Raw genomic sequence first — 20,498 nt, forward strand, 5'->3', positions numbered from 1 at the left:
AGTCACCCGAAAATCTCCACGAACCGAGTATCGCGCGTAGCCGACGAGCGAATCGCTGCAGCGAGCTGGTCAGCAAGGTATTCGGCCTCGATCTCGATCGGGTCGTCGAGATTCTGACGCCGAAGCAACCGTTGTCGAGTCTCACGCGGGATGTCGGGCAGCAGGAAGTCGGGGGCGCCGGCGTCTTCGCTGTCGATGTGTCCGAGGATGAGATGGGCGCACTCGTGCAGAACGAATTGCTGGCGGTGCAGCGCCGACTCGGTCGGCGCGTGGAAGATGAGGTCTTCGCCTTCTCGTTCGACCAGCAGCGCACAAAGGCCGGCCTCATCGCCCAACTCGGGGATCTCGACGATGTGGATCGTGGTCTCGCGATGCCGCTCGATCGCGCCGATCAACTCGTCGAACGTGAACGACGCGCCGAGTTCGAGCCCCGGTAGCGTCTCCGACACCGCCCCTTCACTGTTCACGGCCTCGTCCTCCCCTTCGGACGTGTACGGCTCGTGACCCACGACGCTCACGCGTCGCCGGTTCACGTATGCGCGATCTCCTCATCGAGGTACCTGCTGATCGCGTTGAGTGCGTTGGGCGAGATGTCGCCCAACGCACGAGCTGCGTATGCCTTGACGCGCGCGGCTCGCATCGCTCGCACGAGGTCGAGCTGTGCACTCACCCGCTCGGGCGTGGCAGCACCACTCACCCCGGAGAGAAACTCAGGCTCGATATCGAAGAACGCTGCCAGCCCTTCGAGGAGTCGTCGATCTTGCACGGAGCGATGACCGTTGACCATGTAGGTCCAACGCGAGCGCGAGAGTTTGATGCCGCGTTCGCCGAGGAACTCGGCGATCTGCGTGTACGTCGGCTCCGAGCCGGTTTCCGCTGTCGCGACATCGATGAGCAACCGGAGGCGCTTCGCCAGGTCTTCGGCTGCCGCGGTGCTGTCGTATTCGGTCATGTGATTCAGTCCTTCTCCCCCTCGGGTCAGGCAGGGCTGATCGTCACCTCCCGCTCATACTGAGCAACACTCACCCTAGCAATTGAGCATGCCCAACGCAAGGGTTGCGCATGCTCAAATCGAGTGCTAGAAAGACCTCGAAGTCAGCTTTTGAGCATGCTCAACATGCAGCGGTCAGCCTGTGCTGAACGTGCCCCGGTGCCGCCTACCGCGCCCACCACACGCCAGGCGGCGCCGGTTCTCGGTTGTGCCCGAGGATGCCCCGCGCGCAGGCGACACACCTCTGTGTCAGCCGCCCAGCTCGAGCGGCCGGCGCTTGCGAAAGGTGATGGACGTGCCCACGAATCCAGAATCGAGACCTGACCACGAAGCCAAGCTCGCGGAACTCCACGAGCGCCTGACCGCTGCTGTCGAAGCCCTCGTCGCGGGTGACAGTTGGAAGCAGGCGCTGGAGTTCGCAGCGCGCTTCCGGACCCGGTCGTTCAACAACATGCTGCTGATCCAGGCTCAGCATTTCGCCGCGTTCGAGCGCGGTACGGTGCCCGAGCCGATGCCGACGTACCTCGCCGGATTCAAACAGTGGCAGACGCTCGGCCGGCGCGTGAGCGCCGGCCAGCGCGGGTACGCGATCCTCGCACCGCGAACCGCCCGCTTCGCCTCCACCGATCCGACGGATATCGCGTCCTGGCGACGTCTCAGAAACGGCGAACGTCCGAGGCCTGGTGAAGTCGTCCGGCCGAAGCTGACCGGCGTTCGTCCAGCCTACGTCTGGGATGTCTCGCAAACCGACGGCCGACCGATCCCAGTGCGGCCGGCCCCGCAGCTCCTCCGGGGCGAGGCTCCGCCCGGCCTCGAAGCCGCGCTCGCGATGCTCATCCGCGCCGCGGGTTTCGAACTCACGACGGCGAAGGATGCCGCGGCAATCGCCGGTGCGAATGGGATCACCGACTTCGTGAAGCGCACGGTCGTCGTCCGCGGCGACCTCGACGCAGCCGCGCAGGTGAAAACGCTCGCCCACGAACTCGCGCACGTCCGCCTCCACGACACCACCGAGAACGCCGAATTGCCACCTCACCGTGGCATCGGCGAGGTGGAGGCCGAGTCGGTGGCACTCATGATCGGTGCCGCCCATGGGATGGATACGACCGAGTACACGATCCCGTACGTTTCCGGGTGGGCGTCGACAGTGCCCGACAAGACCCCGGTTGAAGTCGTACAGGCCACGGGCGAGCGCGTCCGCCGAACCGCCCGCGACATCCTCGACGTGCTCCCGACTACGAAGTTCAATGGCGGCGACCCGCCCGGACTCACGCATGCGCCCTCCCGCGCTTCGGCTTCGTCGGTTGCGCGGACGGCGACGCGGAGCCGCACGCTCGAGCGCATCCAGTCGAGGCGGCTCGCATGAACATCGCAGAGTTGATGCTCGCCGTAGCATCGCGCAGACCTCGTGATGCGGCTCTGGTGTTCGCGGAAGCGGGGGTGCCGGTGTTCCCCTGCCTGCCTGACGGCAAGCGACCGCTGACGTCGGCCGGCTTCCACGACGCGAGCTCCGATCTCGAAATCGTCCGGGTGTGGTGGGTGCAGTGGCCGGCAGCGAACCTCGCGATGCCTACCGGGCCGGCCTCGGGATTCGATGTCGTCGACGTCGACATCACCGATACCGGGTCCGGACTCGCCGCACTCGAGGCAGCACAGGCAGCCGGCCTTGTCGACGGTGACGCGATTCGCGTTCGGACCCCCTCCGGAGGGCTGCACATCTACTTCCCCGCCGAGCCGCGTCGACCGCAGCGCTGTTGGCAGTCGGCCAGCGCGCACATCGACTTTCGCGGCGATGGTGGGTACGTCGTCGTACCGCCGTCCACACTCGTCAGCGGCACCCGACGTACGAGTTATCGAGTCTGCGCGATCAACTCCTCCCCGCAGCAACCGGTCAACGCATCGGCACTCCGTGAGCTGATCGATCCTCGGCCTGAACCGACGAGCTGGTCGACACCGAGCGAACCAGCAGACCTTGCCCGCCTCGCCGCCTGGGTGAGCCGACTGCGGGAAGGTGAGCGCAATCACGGGCTGTTCTGGGCATCGTGCCGACTCGCTGAGGCCGGCCAATCGCCCGGCGGAATCATGCGGGCCCTGGGTGATGCGGCAGCGAGTTCCGGACTCTCCGACCGGGAGATCGCCGTCACGATCCGCTCTGCAGTTCGTCGTGCCGCTCTACCGCGGGCGTCAGCGGACAACTGGCGTGATCCTGAGCACAGCTCCCGACGAGCAGGTGAGGCACCATGCCTGCGCTGAACGCCTATTGCGCCGACGGCGTCCGTCTCGCCATGATTACAGCGATCATCGGCACCATCTTCATCGCCGCGGGCGCGTTCTGGCTCTCGTTCACATCGCTCAGCGACCTCGCTCGCCGCTCCGGAGTCGCGACCGACCAAGCATGGATCTGGCCGCTGATCATCGACGGCATCATCGTGGTCGCGACCGTCGCGGTCGTCGCTCTCGCCAGCTCCCGCGCGGCGTGGTACCCGTGGATGCTCCTCGTGGCCGGCGCAGCGATCTCCGTCGCGGCGAACGCCATCCATGCCGTCGTCACCGAGACCACCGAGGTGCCGCTCGCGCTCGCCGCGTGCGTCGCGTCGGTGCCGCCCATCGTGCTGCTCGCGATTACGCACCTGACCTCGATCCTGATGTGCACCCCACGAGCCACGGCTCCAGCGACGGCGGCAGCACCGGCTCCCTCGAAATCGACTGCTCGAGTCTCAACGGCAGCGAGTATTCCGAAGAAGCCCACGACCGTCCTCGCCCCTCGCGAAGACGCGTCCTCTCTGCGAGCACTCGGCTGGTCGAACTCGGCGATCGCCCGTCAGCTCGGCGTGCATCCCTCGACCATCGGCCGATGGCTCCGCGACCACGTCGGCGCACCTACCTCGCAAAACCCCACTGTGAGGGAGGGCGCGAACGATGGATGAAGACGACTTCGAGCAGAACCGCCGCCCCTGGGATGATCGGCGGCCCGGAAGCCCGCACGCGGAATCCGAGACCGACGACGTCGGCCACCGCATTCGCGCTTCGCTCGCTGCACGAACCAGGACATTCGAGGCCAACCCGACAGACACGGTCGACCCAACCGGCGGCGCCAATCGGCCCGGAATCGTGTGGGTCCGCGCGTCCGATCTCTTGAACACGGGCACGGGGCGAGTCGCCGGCCGTGGTCTCGACCTCGAAGCCGAGCTCGCACGGCGACTCCGCCGCGCACCCGCAACGACCAAGCGCGCCATTCGCGAGCGGGCAGCGAAACTGCCGCCCCTCTCCGAATTCGGACGGACGCAGGAGCGCACTCATTTCACCCGCCCAGGACTCGGACGGAGGTGAACCATGAGCATCCTGCTGACCGCGGCAACACGCACCGATCCGACAGGAGGTGCCGCCGTGGAGTGGAGCTCGACGCTCGAACGCGAGACAGAAGCCTTCCGAGGGCCAGAAGGTCTGCGAAGACTCCTCAAGCGCCTGCAGGAATCCGACGGCGCCGCGTGGCGCACCGACCCCGAGGCATCCGCCCTGCTGCAGTACGCCGCCCAGAAGTACTCGGCGCTCGCCCGCAAGCACCACCTCGACCCGTGGGAGGCCGCGTCGGCCGCATTCGATGCGATGCGGGCACCCGCGACGCTGCGAGCGGATGACCCATGGGCGCTCGTGACTCGCGCCGTGCAGGTCACGTGCATCGCCGAAGAGCGCGCACAGGGCTTGCTGTGCTCCGTGCACCAGGCACGACGCGCAAAGGTCTCAGCCTTCCATGATGCCGAACGGTTCAGCGACCGGGAGCACGAACTGCCCGAGTACCACCCGGCGTTCCGCACCGAGCCGGCAGACGCCGTGCTCGACGCAGGCTCCGCACCCCGTGAAGACGTGCGGGCCGCCATCGCCGACGCGATCACGCTGTTCACCCTGCTCGGCTGGCCCGGCGACCGCGCGCGCACCGGCGTCGAGTACGTGTGCGGGCGCCTCGCGGATGCCCCGTCCCGAGCGTCTGCATACGAGTCGTTGCGTCGCGACTACGCGGCCCGCGCGCAACTCGACCTGCCGCAGCACGCCTGGCACGCCATGCGGCAGCCAAGGTCGGCCTTGAAGTCGCTGTCCAGGGTCTCGAATGATGACATGTTCTGCGGCGTGAAGCCCACGCCGTCGTCCGAGACCGTGAACCCGATGATCGGTTTCATGGGGGCACGCCCGGGGCCAGCCGGCCCGAAGTCGAGCTCGGCCTGGGAGTCGCGGTGGACCCTCACGTCGATCCGACCTGGATCGTCCGACCGTTCGGGCCGCGCGTCGATCGCCTGTATGCCGTTGACGATCGCTTCGAGGAGCGGAAGGAGCGCGTGACTCTTGGGGAGGCTCGTGTTCCGGACTCTGCCTGCAAGAGATGTCGTCAGCGCCATGATCCGTCCCTTCCCGGCCGTCGAGGCGACCCTAGCGACGGCCACCGACGTCGGTGCACGTGCCCGATCGGAGCTGGTCGCACAGTCAGCCTTCGTCCCTGAGCTCGAGCTTCAGGCCGAGCGCCTGCGCCACCTTCGCGATAGTCGCCGTCGTGACGTCGTTGTTGCCCTCGATGCGAGCGATGGTCGGGCGGGACAGCCCGGACTTCTCGCCGAGCTCCGCCTGCGACCATCCCTGCTTCTTCCGGGCCTCGCGGATGACGTCGCCGAATCCGCTCTTTCTGGATACCTCTGCCGACTCGGCCACGCGTGCTCGTCCCTGCTCGTCGCGATCGTCTCTTGTATCAAGGACTTTACACGGATCGGTGTATCAGTAACGTGACATTCGCTGTCGTGTCCCCGATCGGACAAGACCGTACGAAAGCCGTTAGGTCGACCGTGCGATCAAGCGCCTGTCCGCCAATCACGGGCGAGCCGAGGTGTATCTTGTCTCAACCACCGCTACCCCATGCCGGGCTCGTCGGACGCCACCTCAACACGCTCCGCACTATCAACTTTGAGTGGGAAAGGGACACGCTCAACGGTCCCGTCTATCGACCACCTACTGTCCTCGAACCGACCTGCCCGGCAGTCCTTAATTGAGGTCTTCGCGTAGCGGCTTGCCTCCGCAGCCTCCCTGAACGTGGTGGACATGCACCGACACGGATACCCGTCTCGTGCGAGGTGGGCTTGAACGCCTTGGTGGTCGTGTAAGCGAACCTGGCAAGCAACGAGCTGTCGCAGGCTCGGCGGCGACCACTTTCGAGTTAGTTCAGCCGGAGAACCCGATCAAGAATGTCGGCCGTCGCCGGATCAACCCGCTCCGCGCTGACGACATAGCTCGCGCGGGTGACCTGTTCGCTCGCGTGGCCGAGCAGCCGCGAGGCGAGTGTGATTCCAGCGGCGCGCTCGACAAGAGTGGCGGCGGTACGGCGGTAGAGGTGGGTGCTGTACTCGTCGATGTCGACGCCACACGCCGCTAGGCCACGACGCTCGTCCTCGACGAATCGGCGCAACAACCGCTCGTAGTTGCTGACCGACATGGGGCGCCCAGTCTTCGTCGGAAAGAGGTAGGCCTCATGACCTGTCGGGGCGAGGGCGAGTCGCCGGCGTATTGCGTCGGCCGTGATTGATGGGAGCACGATGGTGCGTCGCTGCCGCGAGCGCTTCGGTGCGCCCTTACGGTGGGTGCCCTGGGCGCGCGTGCTGACGATCGTGCCACTGACGAGCACGGTTGGTGGGTTCGACGTGATGTCGACATCGCAGCGACGCAGACCGAGACACTCGCCGATGCGCATCGACGTGCCGAGCATGATGTCCATCCCGTCGATGAGCGCCCGGTAGTTCGGCCGCGGTCCGTCGGCGCCCATCCGCCACTGCCCCATGAGTTCCCTGATTCCTGAGACCTGCACGGGAGTGAGCACCGACTCCTTCTTCGGTGTCATCGGCAGCCGCTGAACATCCCGGATAGGGTTGCGCGGCATGGCATCATCCCGCACGGCATACCCGCACACAAGGCTCAGCACGGCGCGTGCGCGGCGTGCGGCCGAGACCGACTCTTCCTCGAGGATGCGCTGCAGAATGCGATCACATCGACCGACGGTGAGCTGCTCCAGCCTGACCTCACCGCACCGTGGCACGAGCAGCATCCGTGCCGTGGTCTCGTACCGTTCGTAGGTCGAGAACTCCAGGCTGCCAGCCTTCGCACGGGTGAGTATCTGCTGCAGCCAGGCCGCGACGGCATCCGCGAGTGTGCTCGAAGGCGCGAGTCCGGATTCTCCGCCGGTGCTGAGCACGCCAGCTTGTCGGCGCAGTTCGGCACGCACGGCGTCTTCCGTCGCGGCGGTCGCGATCAACCGGTGTGGGCGCCCCGAGTCGTCACGGGTGGATGCGCGGCCTCGGAACCGGCCGCTCGCGAGCGGCGTGATGGTGACCTTTCCGAGCTCACCGGCCGGGATCCTGGGCCTAGGCATGCTCGCGCTCCTTGGCCCAGGCGAGCACTTCGGCGATGTCGTAGCGGACGTGCCGGCCGAGCTTCATGTATCGGGGCCCGGTCTGGAAGAGCCGCCAGTCTTCGATGGTGCGCTCGGGCACCTGCAGCAGTTCAGCGACCTCGTGCTGCGTCAGGAAGGGCTGTACGTGCGGTGCCTCGTTCATACCCGAGAGGTGCACGCACTCCGCCGTGACTGCCCCGAACGAAACGTGATCAACACGGGCCAGCCGTGGCAATAGCGCAGTGCGATCCGCCCGAACGGGGGTTTCTGGCAGGTTTCTGGTAATCGGGCCCGAAAAACGCTGAAGGCGCGAGCTGGGCAATGAATGATACTGCCGCGGAATCTCGCGCCTACAAGAGCTGGGGTACCTGGACTCGAACCAAGAACAACTGAACCAGAATCAGCCGTGTTGCCAATTACACCATACCCCAATGGCCTGGAACCGGAGTTCCGCGCCGAGAGTCAACTGTAGCCGATTATCGGGAGACTCCCAAACTGAGCGAGGCTCGGCGCGTCGGCGGGTGATCGGGGCGGCCACGAGACGCCCGTTGCGCTCGGCTCCCCGACCACCGACTCGCCCCGCGGACGACGGATGCCCCGGGGCGAACCCCGGGGCATCCGTCAGTGCAGCGCGGTGTTGCAGACCGCGAGCCGTCAGCCGATGAGCGCGGCGAGCCGGTCGACGCGCGCGAGCGAGTCGACCTTGCCGAGGATCTGCATCGACTCGAACAGCGGCGGCGAGACGCGGCGGCCCGAGACGGCGGTGCGCACGGGGCCGAAGGCCACGCGGGGCTTCAGACCGAGGCCGTCGATGAGGGCGGCGCGCAGGGCCTCCTCGATCTCGGCGGTCGTCCACGCCTCGGCGGGCAGTGCGTCGAGGGCGTTGCGGGCGGCGACGAGCACGGCGGGCGCGTCGGCCGGCAGCGCGCCCACGGCGGCCTCGTCGAACTCGAGCGAGTCGGCGTCGGTGAAGAGGAAGCCGAGCATGCCGGGCGCCTCGCCGAGCAGGTTGATGCGCTCCTGCACGAGCGGGGCGGCCTCGGCGAGGATCGCCTCTTCACCCGGGGTGATCGGCGTCGAGACGGCGCCGGCGGCCTGCAGGTACGGCACGGTGCGGGCGGTGAAGTCGGCCACGTCGAGCTGGCGGATGTGGTCGCCGTTGATCGCCTCGGCCTTCTTCAGGTCGAATCGGGCCGGATTCGGGTTGACGTTCGCGACGTCGAAGGCGGCGACGAGCTCGTCGCGGCTGAACACGTCGCGGTCGGCCGAGAAGCCCCAGCCGAGGAGCGCGAGGTAGTTCAGCAGGCCCTCGGGGATGAAGCCGCGGTCGCGGTGGTGGAACAGGTTCGACTCGGGGTCGCGCTTCGAGAGCTTCTTGTTGCCCTCGCCCATGACGTAGGGCAGGTGGCCGAAGCGCGGCACGAAGGTGGTCACGCCGATGTCGATGAGCGCGTGGTAGAGCGCGATCTGGCGCGGCGTCGACGAGAGCAGGTCTTCGCCGCGCAGCACGTGCGTGATGCCCATGAGCGCGTCGTCGACGGGGTTCACGAGCGTGTAGAGCGGGGCGCCGTTCGGGCGCACCACGACGAAGTCGATCGTGTTGCCGACGGGGAAGGTGATCTCGCCGCGCACGAGGTCGTCGAAGCCGAGGTCGACCTCGGGCACGCGCAGGCGCAGCGCCGGCTCGCGGCCCTCCGCGCGGAACGCGGCCTTCTGCTCGTCGGTCAGCTCGCGGTCGAAGTTGTCGTAGCCGAGCTGCTTCGGGCGGCCGTTCGCCTCGTTGCGCGCGTCGATCTCTTCTGCGGTCGAGTAGCTCTCGTACACGTGGCCCGAGGCCTTCAGCTTCTCGATGACCTCGGCGTAGATGCCCGCGCGCTGCGACTGCCGGTACGGCTCGTGGGGGCCGCCGACGCCGACGCCCTCGTCCCAGTCGAGGCCGAGCCAGGTGAGCGCGTCGAGGATCTGCTCGTAGCTCTCCTCGCTGTCGCGCGCGGCGTCGGTATCTTCGATGCGGAAGACGAAGGTGCCACCGGTGTGGCGCGCGTAGGCCCAGTTGAACAGGGCGGTGCGCACGAGGCCGACGTGCGGCGTGCCGGTCGGTGAGGGGCAGAAGCGCACACGGACATCGCTGCCGGTGGCCTGGGTGAAGGGGTGAGCTGTCTCGGACATCGCCTCAATGCTACCGATCGGCGCGCGCGGGCCGCTCGCCGGCGAGGCCATCGAGCGCGGCGAGGGTGGCCGCGACGGCGGGCACCCGCCCCGCGCCCTGCGCGGTCACGAGGTGCAGCGAGCGCACGTCGGCGCGCGCGGTCGGCCGCGCGACCACGTCGGGATGCCTCGGGGACGCCGCGAGCGCGAGCGCCGGCAGCAACGCCACGCCGAGGCCCTGCGCGACCATGCCCTCGACGGCGACGAAGTTGTCGGTCTCGAAGGCGATGCGCGGCGTGAAGCCCGCGGCATCCGCGAGCTCGAGCAGGTGCCCGCGGCAGCGCGGGCAACCGGCGATCCAGGCCTCGTCGCCGAGGGCGGCGAGTTCGATGCGGTCGGATGCCGCGGCCGGATGCCCGGCGGGCAGCACGAGCTGCATCGGCTCCTCCCCGTAGCCGCGCACGTCGAGGCCCCGTGCGCTCGCGCGGTGCGGGTCGTCGCGGTCGCCCGGGTAGCTGAACGTGATCGCGACGTCGGCCCGGTCGGCGCGCACGGCGGCGACCGCCTCGGGCGGCTCGGCCTCGACGTAGGTGACGGTGACCCCCGGATGCTCCGCCGCGAGCGCGGCGATGAGCCGGGGCACGAGCGTCGCCGACGCCGACGGGAATGCGACGAGGCGCACGCGCCCGGCGCGGAGTCCGCGGAGCTCGGCGAGCTCGCCCGCGGCCGCCTCGAGGGCGGTCGCGACGGCGTTGGCATGGCGCGCGAGCACGCGCCCCGACTCGGTGAGCCGGATGCCGCGGCCGACGCGCTCGACGAGCGCGATGCCCGTGCGCTCCTCGAAGCGGCGGAGCTGCTGGCTCACGGCGGGCTGGCTGTAGCCGAGCGAGGTGGCGGCGGCGGTGAGCGACCCGTGCTCGGCGATGCGGCGGACGACTCGCACCGTCTGCAGGTCGAGCGCGGCCGCGAGGGCTTCGATCGAGGCATCCGACATGCCGCTATCATAAGCCCCGCTTATGCATGCCATAGAACACTGGACCTTGTTGAATGAGTCGAATGGGTCGACGCTGGAGGCATGCACGAGCTCCGAGACCGATTCGCCGCGGGCCGCGGCTACCTCGCCGCCTGCACCCTCGGCCTGCCCGCCGACGTCACCCGCGAGGCCGTGCGCCGCGACCTCGAGCGCTGGTCGCTCGGGGCGGCGAGCGCCGCCGACTACTCGGCCGCACTCGAGCGGGCGCGCGGGCACGCCGCGGGCCTGCTCGGCACCGCTCCCGAGCGCATCGCGACCGGTTCTCAGGTCTCGGTGTTCGCCGGGCTCGCCGCCGCGGCGGCGCCGGCCGGCGCCGAGATCCTCTGCGTGGACGGCGACTTCTCGTCGGTCGTCGCCCCCTTCCTCGCGCGCGGCGACCTCGACGTGCGGCACGTGCCGCTCGACGCCCTCGCCGACGCGGTCACCCCGTCGACCTGGCTGGTCTCCTACTCGCTCGTGCAGTCGGCCACCGGCGAGGTCGCCGACGAGGCATCCATCACGGCCGCCGCGCGCGAGGCCGGGGCGCTGACGCTCGTCGACACCACGCAGGCGACCGGCTGGATGCCGACCGACCACGTCACCGGCGACCTCGTCGTCTGCCACGCCTACAAGTGGCTCGGCGCCCCGCGCGGCGCGGCGTTCGCGGCGTTCTCCGACCGCGCCGTCGAGTCGTTCACGCCGCACACCGCGGGCTGGTACTCGGGCACCGATCCGTGGGCGTCGTGCTACGGGCCCGAGCTGCACCTCGCCGACGGCGCACGCCGCTTCGAGGTCTCCCCCGCGTGGCACGCCTGGGCCGGTGCCGAGGCCGCACTCGGCTTCGCCGCGTCCCTCGACATGGCCGCGGTGCAGCAGCACGACGTGGGGCTCGCGAACGCGTTCCGCGAGCGGATCGGGCTCCCGGCCTCGAACTCGGCGATCGTCACCTGGCCCGACGAGACCGGCTGCGACCTCGCGGCGCTGACGACCGCGGGGCTCGTCGCCTCCGGGCGGGCGGGGCGGGCACGCGTCGCGTTCCACCTCTGGAACGACGACGAGGATGTCTCGCGCGCCGCCGACGCCGTGATGAGCAGCGCCGCGCACCTCAGCCTGCGGCGCTGAGCCCGGGCCGCAGGACGGAGCGGCTCAGCCTTCGCCGGGGCCGGCACCCGGCCCGTCGATCGTTCCGTCGGCCTCGAGTCGTTCGCGGGTCGTGATCGTCTCGAACGCCGACCCGCTGCCGCCCGCGAGGCGGCGGCGGATCGAGGCGGCGATGCGCTCGCCCTGCACCTTCGCCCGGTCGGCGACCGGGCCCCTGAAACCGTCGTCGACGGTCTGGCGCCAGAGCACCAGCCAGCGATCGAAGTGCGCCTCGGTGAGCGGATGCCTCGCATCGAGCGCCACGTGCAGCGCGAGCGCGTTGCGGCGGTAGGTGCCGGCGTCGAAGAGCACCGACTCCCAGAAGTCGCACATGATGGGCAGGTGGTGGGCGAGGTCCATCTTCGCGACGTCGGTGAAGATCGGCCCGATGAACGGATCGGCGAACGCCCGGAGGTAGAACGCCTCGATCAGCGCGGCGAGGTCGTCGCGGTCGCGAAGGTCGTGGTGCCCGTCGCCCGGCGCGGGCTCGATCGTCAGCGGGTCCGCGGTCTCGCCGGCGGCATCCGCGCCGTGCCCCGCGATCTCGTCGCCCATGCCGACCGCTACCCCGCCGAACGCACCGGGTTCGACAGCACGCCGAGCCCCGAGATCGTGACCTCGACCGTGTCGCCGTGGACGATCGGGCCGACGCCCGCCGGCGTGCCGGTGAGGATGACGTCGCCGGGCAGCAGCGTGAAGACGCTCGACGCGTACGCGACGATCGCAGGCACCGAGTGCACGAGGTCGGCGAGGCGCCCCTCCTGCTTGCGCACCCCATTCACGCTCGTCTCGATCATGCCGCTCTCGAAGTCGACGTCGGTCGAGATGACCGGCCCGAGGGGGCAGAACGAGTCGAAGCCCTTCGCCCTGGTCCACTGCCCGTCGCGCTGCTGCAGGTCGCGCGCGGTCACGTCGTTCGCGATCGTGTAGCCGAAGATGACCTGCTCCGCGTCGGCCTCGCTGACATTCTTGGCGATGCGGCCGATCACGACCGCGAGTTCGCCCTCGTGCTCGACCTGCTCGCTCTGCGGCGGCAGCACGATCGCGTCATCGGGGCCGATCACCGAGGTGTTCGGCTTGAGGAAGAGCAGCGGTTCGGCCGGGGCCGCGCCGCCCATCTCGGCGGCGTGGTCGTGGTAGTTCTTGCCGACCGCGACGACCTTCGACCGCGGGATCACCGGCGCGAGCAGCTTCGCCTCGGCGAGCGGCACCCGCTCGCCGGTCGGCTCGTAGCCCGCGAACATGGGGTCGGCCTTCAGCACGACGAGCTCGTGCTCCTCCTCGTCGATGATGCCGAACGAGATGGTCTCACCATGGCTGAACCGCGCGATCTTCATGCCGTCAAGCCTATCGGCGGGCGGCGCGCGCGGGCTGGATGGCGCGGTCCGTGGGGGCCCGCGAGACACCCGACGCAGCGGCGCACGCAACGCACACGACCCGCGCGACGCGCACGACGCACACCGCGGACACGACGCACCCGACGCACACGACGCACACGACGCACACGACGCACACGACGCACACGACGCACACGACGATGAGGGCATCGCTCGCACCGCTCACGCGGCGTCGCGCAGCTCGAAGCGTGCTCGCCCGCCGAGTCGCGGGCGCTGCTCGGGGTCGACGTGCGGCGGTGGAACGAACCGGATCTCGTGCCGGCGCGCGATGATGCGCCACCCGTCTCGATGCACCTGATGATGGCAATGGGTGCAGAGCAGCGCGCCGTTGTCGAGGTCGGTCGGGCCAGTGTCGCGCTCCCACCATCTGATGTGATGGGCGTCGACGTAGCCGATGTTGCGGCCGCAGCTCGCGCACCCGCCATCGCGCTCGGCGAGGGCGATTCGCTGCGCACGGGTGAACAGTCGCTTCGCCCGGCCGACATCGAGCGGTTCGCTCCGGCCGCCGAGTACGACCGGGATGATCTCAGCGTCCGCTGCCATCCGCCGAAGCGTCGCGGCCGACATCGTTCGATCGAATCCGTCGATCGAGCCGAGCCTGCCCGATGCCGTCGGCCCGACCTGGCCGCGCATGAGAGCCTGTGCTTCGACCGAGCCGTCGGTCGCGGCACCTGGCCGCTCGAACGCCAACGCCGACTCGAGCGCGTCCGCCTGCATCCGCACGATGACGGTCGTCTTGGAGACCGTCGGCATCTCGGCGCAGCCGAGCGCATGCCTGGCGAGATCGGCCAGCGCATCGGCCTGCAACTGCGAGATGGAGCGCCGGTCGTCGATGACCGGTCCACCCCCGTCGGTGCCGTCGCCCGGAGTCGCCTGACGCCGCCGCTGCAGCACGTCGGTGACCAGCTGTTCGACCGCGGCCCTGATCGGCGCAGCGGTCACGACGTCGAATCGCCCGTGCAGTCGCACCATGCCCGACGCCTCTTCGGTGATCGTGAGCGAACGCTGCTCGTGCAGCGCCTCGTCGCGCGGCTCGACGCCGTCGGGATCGAGCCTCGCCTCGGCATGCGTCACGGCGCGCTGGAGCAACGAATAGGGCACCGACGCGGCGAAGGCGGCCAGCTCACCGTCGTACGCCTCGGCACGCGCGGCACTCGTACGAGGAGCCACCCGGTCGAGCATCGTGCAGATCGCATCGGCGGCCTCGAGGCCGATGGCACCGCTCGCGAGCGCACCCGCGACTGCGGGCCGTCGCGGGGGCAACGACTCGCCTACGAACGACGCGCGCGGCCGCGTCGCCACCCCGACCCGCACGAGCATCGCGGCCTGCCGCGCCGACGCTCCGACCGACGACGCGACGAGCTGGATCGCGTTGCGCTGCCCGTGCTGCTTCGCGAGCCCGTCTGCACCGAACACGGCGTCACTGCGTTGGTCGACCTCCGCGGCGAGCGCCGCGAGCAGCGCATCGATCTGGCGCCGCAGCTCGCCCGCGACCTCGAGCACCCGCACGAGACCGGCATCGCTCATCGCGACGACGTCATCGAGCCCGCGCTCGGCCCCTGCCTCGACCCCCGCGTCGAACGCCGGCGCAGCGCCGACCCACTCGGTACGCAGCGCGCCGAGATCGGTCTCGAGGGCGGCGAGCGGGTGCGTCATGCTTCCACTCTGCCACCACCCACCGACATCCGAATTCGGGCAGAAACCCAAGCTGATCAGCTATTCAAGTTGTGGAGAACTCGTTCTTGATGCCCCTTGCGGAGGAGGAGTCGCGCGGTCAGCAGCCCGCGGCGAGGCATCCTCGATCAGCCGCCCGGTGGGCACAGTTGTCGAGGCCGGTCGCGCGCGGCAGCTACCAGTTCAGAGCCGTTCCGAGATCCAAGGAGTCCCGTACTCGTCCAACGCGGCCGTCACCGCGTTCACAACTTCCGAGAGATCCGATCGAGGCGACACACTCCACCAGGCGTCCCTGCGGTCCGGAGCGGCCAGCATACCCAGACGCTCCCAATACCAGGGCCGCCCGGATGCATCGACGCAGTCGGAACTTCGCTCAAGCCTCGGCTCCGGCGAAGTTCGGTCCAGTCGGCGCGGCGCACCACCATGAGGTTGATCACGAACAACACCTCGTTGCGGTCGCTGAATGCCGACTTCTGCACACCGGCGAGCACCCAGTGCGACTCCGAGGGAAACCGGTACTTCCCTCCCGAACCTCCCCAGCCGCGTGCGCGGAACCCTGGCGAGAGCCCGGTCTTCACCATGGCCGCGAATGCCTGCTGGGCCGTCTCCATGTCCACGAGTCGGGCCTGCCGCTCAGGGAGCCGGGTGCGGGGCCTGCCCCACCCTCAACGCATTGAACTTCTCGGTGATCCTGTCGATCTTCGAGTACGAAGGGCGGAACAGGCCGGAATTCGCGATCGGGCAAACACGGATGATTCGTTCGTCGCGGAGAGCGATGACGATCAGGGGATCATCGGGCACCCCGCTCGAGTCGACGCGGATACTCCGGATCTCGTCGGGAGCGAGCTCGAACATCACCCCGGATCGGTCATGAATCAAGAATCCCGACTCACCCGCGACGACGACGACCAGTTCCTGCGGCTCGAGGCCGGACCACATCATTCCGATGAGGCCCACGCCGTTCTCCTGGCCTGCGAGCAGCTCCCTGAGGCGAGCCCGCGCCCAGGATGTTCCGAAGAACGCAAGGGCGAACCAGGCGAACGCCGCCACCACCAAGAAGAAGGTGGTGACGCCGGTCCAGACCGGATCGCCCAGCAGACCGGACGCCACTTCCACAACGGGCAAGACCAGACCTGCGACCAGGATGTACCACCCGACGCCGAGCCGTAGGCGGGGTCTTCCGGTCATGCGTCAAGTCTCCCGAGTCGACGAGGCGTTGACAACGACCAACCAATCGCTCAGCGGCTCGCCGCCGGAGCATCCTCGATCAGCCGCTTGCCGAGGCTCACCGCGTCGTCGACCGCGTACCCGAGTCGCTGGTAGAACGCGATCACCTCGGTGTTCGAGGTGCGCACCTGCAGGTTGAGCTTGGGGCATCCCCGCTCGAAGAGCAGCCGCTCGGCCTCATCCATGAGCAGCCGCCCGAGCCCGGTCCCGCGCGCGGGATCGGCGACCGCGAGGTAGTTCACCCACCCGCGGTGCCCCTCGTACCCGACCATCGCCGTGCCGACGATTTCCGACGAGCCCACCGAGCCGGGCGAACCCGCCTCGGCCACCAGGAACAGCTCGGGCTGCACCGTCAGCTTGCGCTCGATGTCGAGATACGGGTCGTTCCACGGCTTCACGAGCCCGGCCGCACGCCAGAGCGCGACGACCTCCTCGGTGTCGGCGACGGCGAACGGCCGGATCGAGATCGATCCGGCCGCCGCCGTGCGGGCCTCGGCCGACGAGGCCGCGGCCGATGAACCAGAGGAGACGCTCACGCGTCGAGGCGCAGCAGCCAGCCGTGCCGGTCCTCGACGCGACCGTACTGGATGCCCGTGAGCTCCTCGCGGAGCGAGAGCGCCAGCTCGGCGGCGGCGTCGCCCTCGTGCACGATCTCGAAGTCCTCGGCGAGCAGGCGCCCGATGGGCGTGACCACCGCGGCGGTGCCGCAGGCGAACGCGCCCACGATCTCGCCGGATGCCGCGCCCTCGCGCCACTCGTCGATGGTGACCTTGCGGCTCTCGACGTTGTGGCCGCGATCCTTCGCGAGCTGGAGCACCGAGTCGCGCGTGATGCCCTCGAGGATCGAGTCGGACTCGGGGGTCACGAGCGTGCCGTCCTTGTAGACGAGCACGACGTTCATGCCGCCGAGCTCCTCGAGGTACTTGCCCTCGTCGAGGAAGAGCACCTGCTGGCAGCCGTGCTCGGCCGCCTCGGCCTGGGGCAGCAGGCTCGACGCGTAGTTGCCGCCGGTCTTCGCCGCACCGGTGCCGCCCTTGCCCGCGCGGGCGTAGTTCGTCGACAGCCAGATCGACACGGGCTGCACGCCGCCGTGGAAGTAGGCGCCTGCGGGGCTCGCGATCACGTAGAACGCGACCTTCTTCGCCGGGCGCACGCCGAGGAACGCCTCCTTCGCGAACATGAACGGGCGCAGGTACAGGCTCGTCTCAGGCGCCGAGGGCACCCAGTCGCCGTCGACCGCGATGAGCTTCTTCAGCGACTCGATGAAGATGTCGCTCGGCAGCTCGGGCAGGGCGAGACGCTTGGCCGAGCGCTGCATGCGGGCCGCGTTCTGCTCGGGGCGGAAGGTCCAGATCGAGCCGTCGGCATGCCGGTACGCCTTCATGCCCTCGAAGATCTCCTGGGCGTAGTGCAGCACGGCGGCGGCCGGGTCGAGCTGGATCGGGCCGTACGGCGTGACGCGGGGGCGGTGCCACCCGCCCTTCTCCGACCAGCACACGTCGACCATGTGGTCGGTGAAGTGGTTGCCGAAGCCGGGGTCGGCGAGGATCGCCTCGCGTTCCTCGGGCGACTTGGCGTTCTCGTTGCGGACCGTCTGCCAGATGAGACCGGCGGCGGAGGGGGCCTGGAGCGGGAGGTTGATCGTCATGGTGTGTCCTTCGATGCGCGTGCGCGTGATCAGTCGAGTGCCGCGATGCGGGCGGCGATCGCGTCGCCGACCTCCGAGGTCGTGCGCGTCGCCCCGCCGCGTTCGGCGATGTCGGCGGCGACCGCCCGCGAGACCTTCGCCGAGGCCTCCGCGCGACCGAGGTGGTCGAGCAGGAGGGCGACGGAGAGGATGGCCGCGGTCGGGTCGGCGATGCCCTTCCCGGCGATGTCTGGAGCCGAACCGTGCACCGGCTCGAACATGCTCGGGAATCGGCCGTCGGGGTTGATGTTGCCCGAGGCTGCGAGGCCGATGCCGCCGCTGATCGCGCCGGCCAGGTCGGTGAGGATGTCGCCGAAGAGGTTGTCTGTGACGATGACGTCGAATCTAGCAGGGTCGGTGACCAGGAAGATGGTCGCGGCGTCGACGTGCAGGTAGTCGACGGTCACGTCGGGGTACTCGGATGCCACGGCGTCGACCGTGCGCTTCCACAGCGAGCCGGCGAACACGAGCACGTTGGTCTTGTGCACGAGCGTGAGCTTCTTGCGGGGGCGGCCGTTCGCCGCGGCGAAGGCGTAGCGCACGACGCGCTCGACCCCGTAGCCGGTATTGACCGAGACCTCGTTGGCGACCTCGGCGGGAGTGCCGACGCGGATCGCGCCGCCGTTGCCGACGTACGGGCCCTCGGTGCCTTCGCGCACGACGACGAAGTCGACCTCGCCCGGGTTCGCGAGCGGGCTCGCGACGCCGGGGTAGAGCACCGACGGCCGCAGGTTCACGTAGTGGTCGAGCTCGAAGCGCAGCTTCAGCAGCAGGCCGCGCTCGATGTTCGCGCCGGCGAGGCGCGGGTCGCCCGGCACTCCCCCGACGGCGCCGAGGAGGATCGCGTCGTGGCCCTTGATCGAATCGAGGTCGGCGTCGGTGAGCACCTCGCCCGTCTCGAGGTAGCGCGCCGCGCCGAGCGAGAACGGCGTCTGCTCGAATACCGTGTCGCCGCCGGCCGTGACCGCGTCGAGCACCTTCAGCGCCTCACCCACGACCTCGGGGCCGATCCCGTCACCGGGAATGACCGCGAGCTTGACCGTTCGACCCATGAATGCTCCTTCGTGCGACAACCCCTCCAGCGTACTGCGGTCGCCCGCCGTGCCCCGTTTCGTGACGGGGCACGGCCGGCGACGGGCACGGCCCGGCGACGGTGCGGCTCGCCGGGTCAGTCGTGCTGCGAGGGGTTGCGCAGGGTGATCGCCGCGATCGTGGCCGCCGCGACCATCAGGCCGACGCCGATGAGCGAGGTCACGAGCACGCCGCCGTCGAACGCGACGGCCGCCGCGTGCATGAGCTCCTCGGCCTGCGCGGCGGGCAGTTCGGCCGCGACGGCGGCCGCGCCCGCGAGGGTCTCGCGCGAGGCATCCATCTGCGCAGCGGTGAGCGAGGCGGGCAGCTCGATCGCCTTCGCGTAGTGCGCCGCGATGATGCTGCCGAGGCCGGCGGTGCCGAGCACCGCGCCGAGCTCGTACGCCGTCTCGGAGACCGCGGATGCCGCGCCGGCCTTCGAGGCCGGGGCGCTCGAGAGGATGAGCTCGTTCGACACCGTCTCGGCCATGCCGATGCCGACCCCGAGCATCGTGAAGGCGAGGATGACCGCGCCGAGCGAACCCTCGGACGCGCCGAAGGCGACGACGAGGTAGCCGCCCGCCGAGAGCGTCAGCGCCGAAGGCACGAGCACCCGCGGAGCCACGCGGCGCGAGATCGGCACCACGACGAGCCCGGCGACGATCATCGCGACGAGGCCGGGCAGGAGCGCGAGGCCCGCGTCGACCGGCGAGAGGCCGGCGATGATCTGCAGGTGCTGCGACACGAAGAACAGGAAGCCGACGAGCGAGACGACGCTCAGCAGGTTCACGAGCACGGCGCCGCCGAACGGGCCGACCGTGAACAGGCGCACGTCGAGCATCGGCGACTCGCTCGCGAGCTGACGACGCACGAACAGCCAGCCGGCGACGAGGCCCGCGACGATGAACAGCGGCCCGAGCGCGTCGAGCCCCTCGGTGGCGATGTGCTTGATGCCGAAGACGATCGGGGCCATCGTCGCAAGCGAGAGCAGGATGCTCCAGACGTCGATGCGGCCCGGGTTCGGGTCGCGGCTCTCGGTGATGAGCAGCGGCACGAGGATGAGCATCGGCACGAGCACCGGCACCGCGAGCAGGAACACCGAGCCCCAGGCGAAGTGCTCGAGCAGGAGGCCGCCGACGAGCGGGCCGAGGGCGCTGCCGGCGGCGAACGCCGAGGCCCAGATGGCGATCGCCAGGCGGCGCTGCTCACGATCGGTGAAGATCGAGCGCAGCAGCGACAGCGTCGAGGGCATGAGCATCGCGCCGAAGAACCCGAGCGCGGCGCGCGCGGCGATGAGGAGCTCGGCGGTCGGGGCGAACGCGGCGCCGACCGACACGAGGGCGAAGCCGATCGAGCCGAGCATGAGCATGCGGCGGCGGCCCCAGCGGTCGCCGGCGCTGCCCATCGCGACGAGCAGCGCGGCGAGCACGAGCGGGTAGGCGTCGATGATCCAGAGCTGCTGGGCGGCGGTGGGCGCGAGGTCGGTCGAGATCTCGGGCAGCGCGAAGCTCAGCACCGTGTTGTCGATCGAGACGAGGAGCGCGGGCAGCATGAGCACCGCGAGCGCGATCCAGGCGCGCCGCGGCGCGCGGCCGTCGGCGGGCGCGCGGCCCGCGGGCGCCGCCGTGCGGGGTCGCCGCAGCTCGGTGCGACGCGACGCGTCGGTCGTGGGCGTGGTCGACGAATCGGTCGTCGGGGTCGTGGTGGCCGTGTGATCGGTCATGTTC

21 protein-coding genes and 1 tRNA gene are annotated in these 20,498 nt (G+C 69.6%); 6 read left to right on the forward strand and 16 right to left on the reverse strand.

All coding sequences use genetic code 11. The annotated features are described in order from the left end of the window. Positions 1-2: 2 nt before the first annotated feature. Both ACFVTH_RS00090 and ACFVTH_RS00095 read right to left on the reverse strand, forming a co-directional pair. Positions 3-533 (reverse strand): hypothetical protein, encoded by a 531-nt coding sequence (locus tag ACFVTH_RS00090; RefSeq protein ID WP_387085298.1) that lies wholly within the window; start codon positions 531-533, stop codon positions 3-5. Next, on the reverse strand, positions 530-952 hold the full coding sequence (locus tag ACFVTH_RS00095; protein ID WP_387085301.1) for a hypothetical protein: 423 nt from the start codon (positions 950-952) through the stop codon (positions 530-532). The genes ACFVTH_RS00090 and ACFVTH_RS00095 overlap by 4 nt, the downstream gene beginning before the upstream one ends. A 334-nt stretch (positions 953-1,286) precedes the next feature. Between ACFVTH_RS00095 and ACFVTH_RS00100 the strand changes: the two genes are divergently transcribed. Genes ACFVTH_RS00100 through ACFVTH_RS00120 form a run of 5 tightly spaced genes read left to right on the forward strand, consistent with a single transcriptional unit; the run spans position 1,287 to position 5,326 of the window. Continuing rightward, complete coding sequence (locus tag ACFVTH_RS00100; RefSeq protein ID WP_387085304.1) at positions 1,287-2,357, forward strand: ArdC-like ssDNA-binding domain-containing protein; 1,071 nt, start codon at positions 1,287-1,289, stop codon at positions 2,355-2,357. Continuing rightward, a complete protein-coding gene (locus tag ACFVTH_RS00105) occupies positions 2,354-3,244 on the forward strand; it encodes a bifunctional DNA primase/polymerase (protein ID WP_387085307.1) in 891 nt (296 codons plus the stop codon). The genes ACFVTH_RS00100 and ACFVTH_RS00105 overlap by 4 nt, the downstream gene beginning before the upstream one ends. After that, positions 3,232-3,918, forward strand: a complete 687-nt coding sequence (locus tag ACFVTH_RS00110) for a DUF2637 domain-containing protein (RefSeq protein WP_387085310.1) — start codon at positions 3,232-3,234, stop codon at positions 3,916-3,918. The genes ACFVTH_RS00105 and ACFVTH_RS00110 overlap by 13 nt, the downstream gene beginning before the upstream one ends. Further along, entirely contained in the window at positions 3,911-4,321 is a 411-nt protein-coding gene (locus tag ACFVTH_RS00115; RefSeq protein ID WP_387085313.1) for a hypothetical protein, read from the forward strand. The genes ACFVTH_RS00110 and ACFVTH_RS00115 overlap by 8 nt, the downstream gene beginning before the upstream one ends. 3 nt (positions 4,322-4,324) lie before the next feature. Further along, positions 4,325-5,326 carry a hypothetical protein gene (locus ACFVTH_RS00120; RefSeq protein WP_387085316.1) on the forward strand — a complete coding sequence of 334 codons (1,002 nt, stop codon included), beginning with the start codon at positions 4,325-4,327 and terminating at the stop codon, positions 5,324-5,326. A 141-nt stretch (positions 5,327-5,467) separates the two neighbouring features. Here ACFVTH_RS00120 and ACFVTH_RS00125 read toward each other — a convergent pair whose 3' ends face one another. The 6 genes from ACFVTH_RS00125 to ACFVTH_RS00150 all read right to left on the reverse strand — a co-directional run bounded on the left by ACFVTH_RS00125 (position 5,468) and on the right by ACFVTH_RS00150 (position 10,557). Next, complete coding sequence (locus tag ACFVTH_RS00125; protein WP_387085319.1) at positions 5,468-5,689, reverse strand: helix-turn-helix domain-containing protein; 222 nt, start codon at positions 5,687-5,689, stop codon at positions 5,468-5,470. A gap of 499 nt (positions 5,690-6,188) precedes the next feature. Continuing rightward, positions 6,189-7,394: a tyrosine-type recombinase/integrase gene (locus tag ACFVTH_RS00130; protein ID WP_387085322.1), complete on the reverse strand. Its 1,206-nt coding sequence runs from the start codon at positions 7,392-7,394 to the stop codon at positions 6,189-6,191. Further along, positions 7,387-7,578, reverse strand: coding sequence for a helix-turn-helix transcriptional regulator (locus ACFVTH_RS00135; RefSeq protein WP_387085325.1), 192 nt, complete (start codon positions 7,576-7,578; stop codon positions 7,387-7,389). The genes ACFVTH_RS00130 and ACFVTH_RS00135 overlap by 8 nt, the downstream gene beginning before the upstream one ends. A 196-nt stretch (positions 7,579-7,774) precedes the next feature. Further along, positions 7,775-7,846: transfer RNA gene (locus ACFVTH_RS00140), tRNA-Gln, on the reverse strand. 223 nt (positions 7,847-8,069) lie between these two features. Further along, on the reverse strand, positions 8,070-9,584 hold the full coding sequence (gene gltX, locus ACFVTH_RS00145; RefSeq protein ID WP_387085328.1) for a glutamate--tRNA ligase: 1,515 nt from the start codon (positions 9,582-9,584) through the stop codon (positions 8,070-8,072). Positions 9,585-9,594: 10 nt separating this feature from the next. Then, positions 9,595-10,557: a LysR family transcriptional regulator gene (locus tag ACFVTH_RS00150; protein WP_387085331.1), complete on the reverse strand. Its 963-nt coding sequence runs from the start codon at positions 10,555-10,557 to the stop codon at positions 9,595-9,597. 81 nt (positions 10,558-10,638) lie between these two features. Between ACFVTH_RS00150 and ACFVTH_RS00155 the strand changes: the two genes are divergently transcribed. Beyond that, positions 10,639-11,697, forward strand: coding sequence for an aminotransferase class V-fold PLP-dependent enzyme (locus ACFVTH_RS00155; RefSeq protein ID WP_387085333.1), 1,059 nt, complete (start codon positions 10,639-10,641; stop codon positions 11,695-11,697). Between the two features lie 24 nt (positions 11,698-11,721). On the opposite strand, the gene ACFVTH_RS00160 is transcribed toward ACFVTH_RS00155, so the two are convergent. The 8 genes from ACFVTH_RS00160 to ACFVTH_RS00195 all read right to left on the reverse strand — a co-directional run bounded on the left by ACFVTH_RS00160 (position 11,722) and on the right by ACFVTH_RS00195 (position 20,413). Further along, positions 11,722-12,270 (reverse strand): group III truncated hemoglobin, encoded by a 549-nt coding sequence (locus tag ACFVTH_RS00160; RefSeq protein WP_387085336.1) that lies wholly within the window; start codon positions 12,268-12,270, stop codon positions 11,722-11,724. A gap of 8 nt (positions 12,271-12,278) precedes the next feature. Continuing rightward, positions 12,279-13,052, reverse strand: coding sequence for a fumarylacetoacetate hydrolase family protein (locus ACFVTH_RS00165; protein ID WP_387085339.1), 774 nt, complete (start codon positions 13,050-13,052; stop codon positions 12,279-12,281). Positions 13,053-13,274: 222 nt separating this feature from the next. Further along, complete coding sequence (locus tag ACFVTH_RS00170; protein ID WP_387085342.1) at positions 13,275-14,768, reverse strand: DUF222 domain-containing protein; 1,494 nt, start codon at positions 14,766-14,768, stop codon at positions 13,275-13,277. 651 nt (positions 14,769-15,419) lie between these two features. Beyond that, positions 15,420-15,974: a hypothetical protein gene (locus ACFVTH_RS00175; protein ID WP_387085345.1), complete on the reverse strand. Its 555-nt coding sequence runs from the start codon at positions 15,972-15,974 to the stop codon at positions 15,420-15,422. Between the two features lie 50 nt (positions 15,975-16,024). Then, complete coding sequence (locus ACFVTH_RS00180) at positions 16,025-16,549, reverse strand: GNAT family acetyltransferase (protein WP_387085348.1); 525 nt, start codon at positions 16,547-16,549, stop codon at positions 16,025-16,027. Next, the gene (locus tag ACFVTH_RS00185; RefSeq protein WP_387085351.1) at positions 16,546-17,661 is read right to left on the reverse strand and encodes a branched-chain amino acid aminotransferase; all 1,116 of its coding nucleotides are present in this window, start codon (positions 17,659-17,661) and stop codon (positions 16,546-16,548) included. The genes ACFVTH_RS00180 and ACFVTH_RS00185 overlap by 4 nt, the downstream gene beginning before the upstream one ends. 29 nt (positions 17,662-17,690) lie before the next feature. Further along, the gene (locus tag ACFVTH_RS00190) at positions 17,691-18,752 is read right to left on the reverse strand and encodes a 3-isopropylmalate dehydrogenase (RefSeq protein WP_387085354.1); all 1,062 of its coding nucleotides are present in this window, start codon (positions 18,750-18,752) and stop codon (positions 17,691-17,693) included. Positions 18,753-18,868: 116 nt separating this feature from the next. After that, positions 18,869-20,413, reverse strand: a complete 1,545-nt coding sequence (locus ACFVTH_RS00195) for an MFS transporter (RefSeq protein WP_387088651.1) — start codon at positions 20,411-20,413, stop codon at positions 18,869-18,871. Between the last annotated feature and the right edge of the window lie 85 nt (positions 20,414-20,498).

Source organism: Agromyces sp. NPDC058104, assembly GCF_042884835.1.
Lineage (GTDB): Bacteria > Actinomycetota > Actinomycetes > Actinomycetales > Microbacteriaceae > Agromyces.

Coding starts and splice junctions, on each gene's coding strand:
- ACFVTH_RS00095 (WP_387085301.1), bottom strand. CDS start 952: ATGACCGAATACGACAGCACCGCGGCAGCCGAAGACCTGGCGAAGCGC.
- ACFVTH_RS00105 (WP_387085307.1), top strand. CDS start 2,354: ATGAACATCGCAGAGTTGATGCTCGCCGTAGCATCGCGCAGACCTCGT.
- ACFVTH_RS00110 (WP_387085310.1), top strand. CDS start 3,232: ATGCCTGCGCTGAACGCCTATTGCGCCGACGGCGTCCGTCTCGCCATG.
- ACFVTH_RS00115 (WP_387085313.1), top strand. CDS start 3,911: ATGGATGAAGACGACTTCGAGCAGAACCGCCGCCCCTGGGATGATCGG.
- ACFVTH_RS00120 (WP_387085316.1), top strand. CDS start 4,325: ATGAGCATCCTGCTGACCGCGGCAACACGCACCGATCCGACAGGAGGT.
- ACFVTH_RS00130 (WP_387085322.1), bottom strand. CDS start 7,394: ATGCCTAGGCCCAGGATCCCGGCCGGTGAGCTCGGAAAGGTCACCATC.
- ACFVTH_RS00135 (WP_387085325.1), bottom strand. CDS start 7,578: ATGAACGAGGCACCGCACGTACAGCCCTTCCTGACGCAGCACGAGGTC.
- gltX (WP_387085328.1), bottom strand. CDS start 9,584: ATGTCCGAGACAGCTCACCCCTTCACCCAGGCCACCGGCAGCGATGTC.
- ACFVTH_RS00150 (WP_387085331.1), bottom strand. CDS start 10,557: ATGTCGGATGCCTCGATCGAAGCCCTCGCGGCCGCGCTCGACCTGCAG.
- ACFVTH_RS00155 (WP_387085333.1), top strand. CDS start 10,639: ATGCACGAGCTCCGAGACCGATTCGCCGCGGGCCGCGGCTACCTCGCC.
- ACFVTH_RS00160 (WP_387085336.1), bottom strand. CDS start 12,270: ATGGGCGACGAGATCGCGGGGCACGGCGCGGATGCCGCCGGCGAGACC.
- ACFVTH_RS00165 (WP_387085339.1), bottom strand. CDS start 13,052: ATGAAGATCGCGCGGTTCAGCCATGGTGAGACCATCTCGTTCGGCATC.
- ACFVTH_RS00170 (WP_387085342.1), bottom strand. CDS start 14,768: ATGACGCACCCGCTCGCCGCCCTCGAGACCGATCTCGGCGCGCTGCGT.
- ACFVTH_RS00175 (WP_387085345.1), bottom strand. CDS start 15,974: ATGACCGGAAGACCCCGCCTACGGCTCGGCGTCGGGTGGTACATCCTG.
- ACFVTH_RS00185 (WP_387085351.1), bottom strand. CDS start 17,661: ATGACGATCAACCTCCCGCTCCAGGCCCCCTCCGCCGCCGGTCTCATC.
- ACFVTH_RS00190 (WP_387085354.1), bottom strand. CDS start 18,752: ATGGGTCGAACGGTCAAGCTCGCGGTCATTCCCGGTGACGGGATCGGC.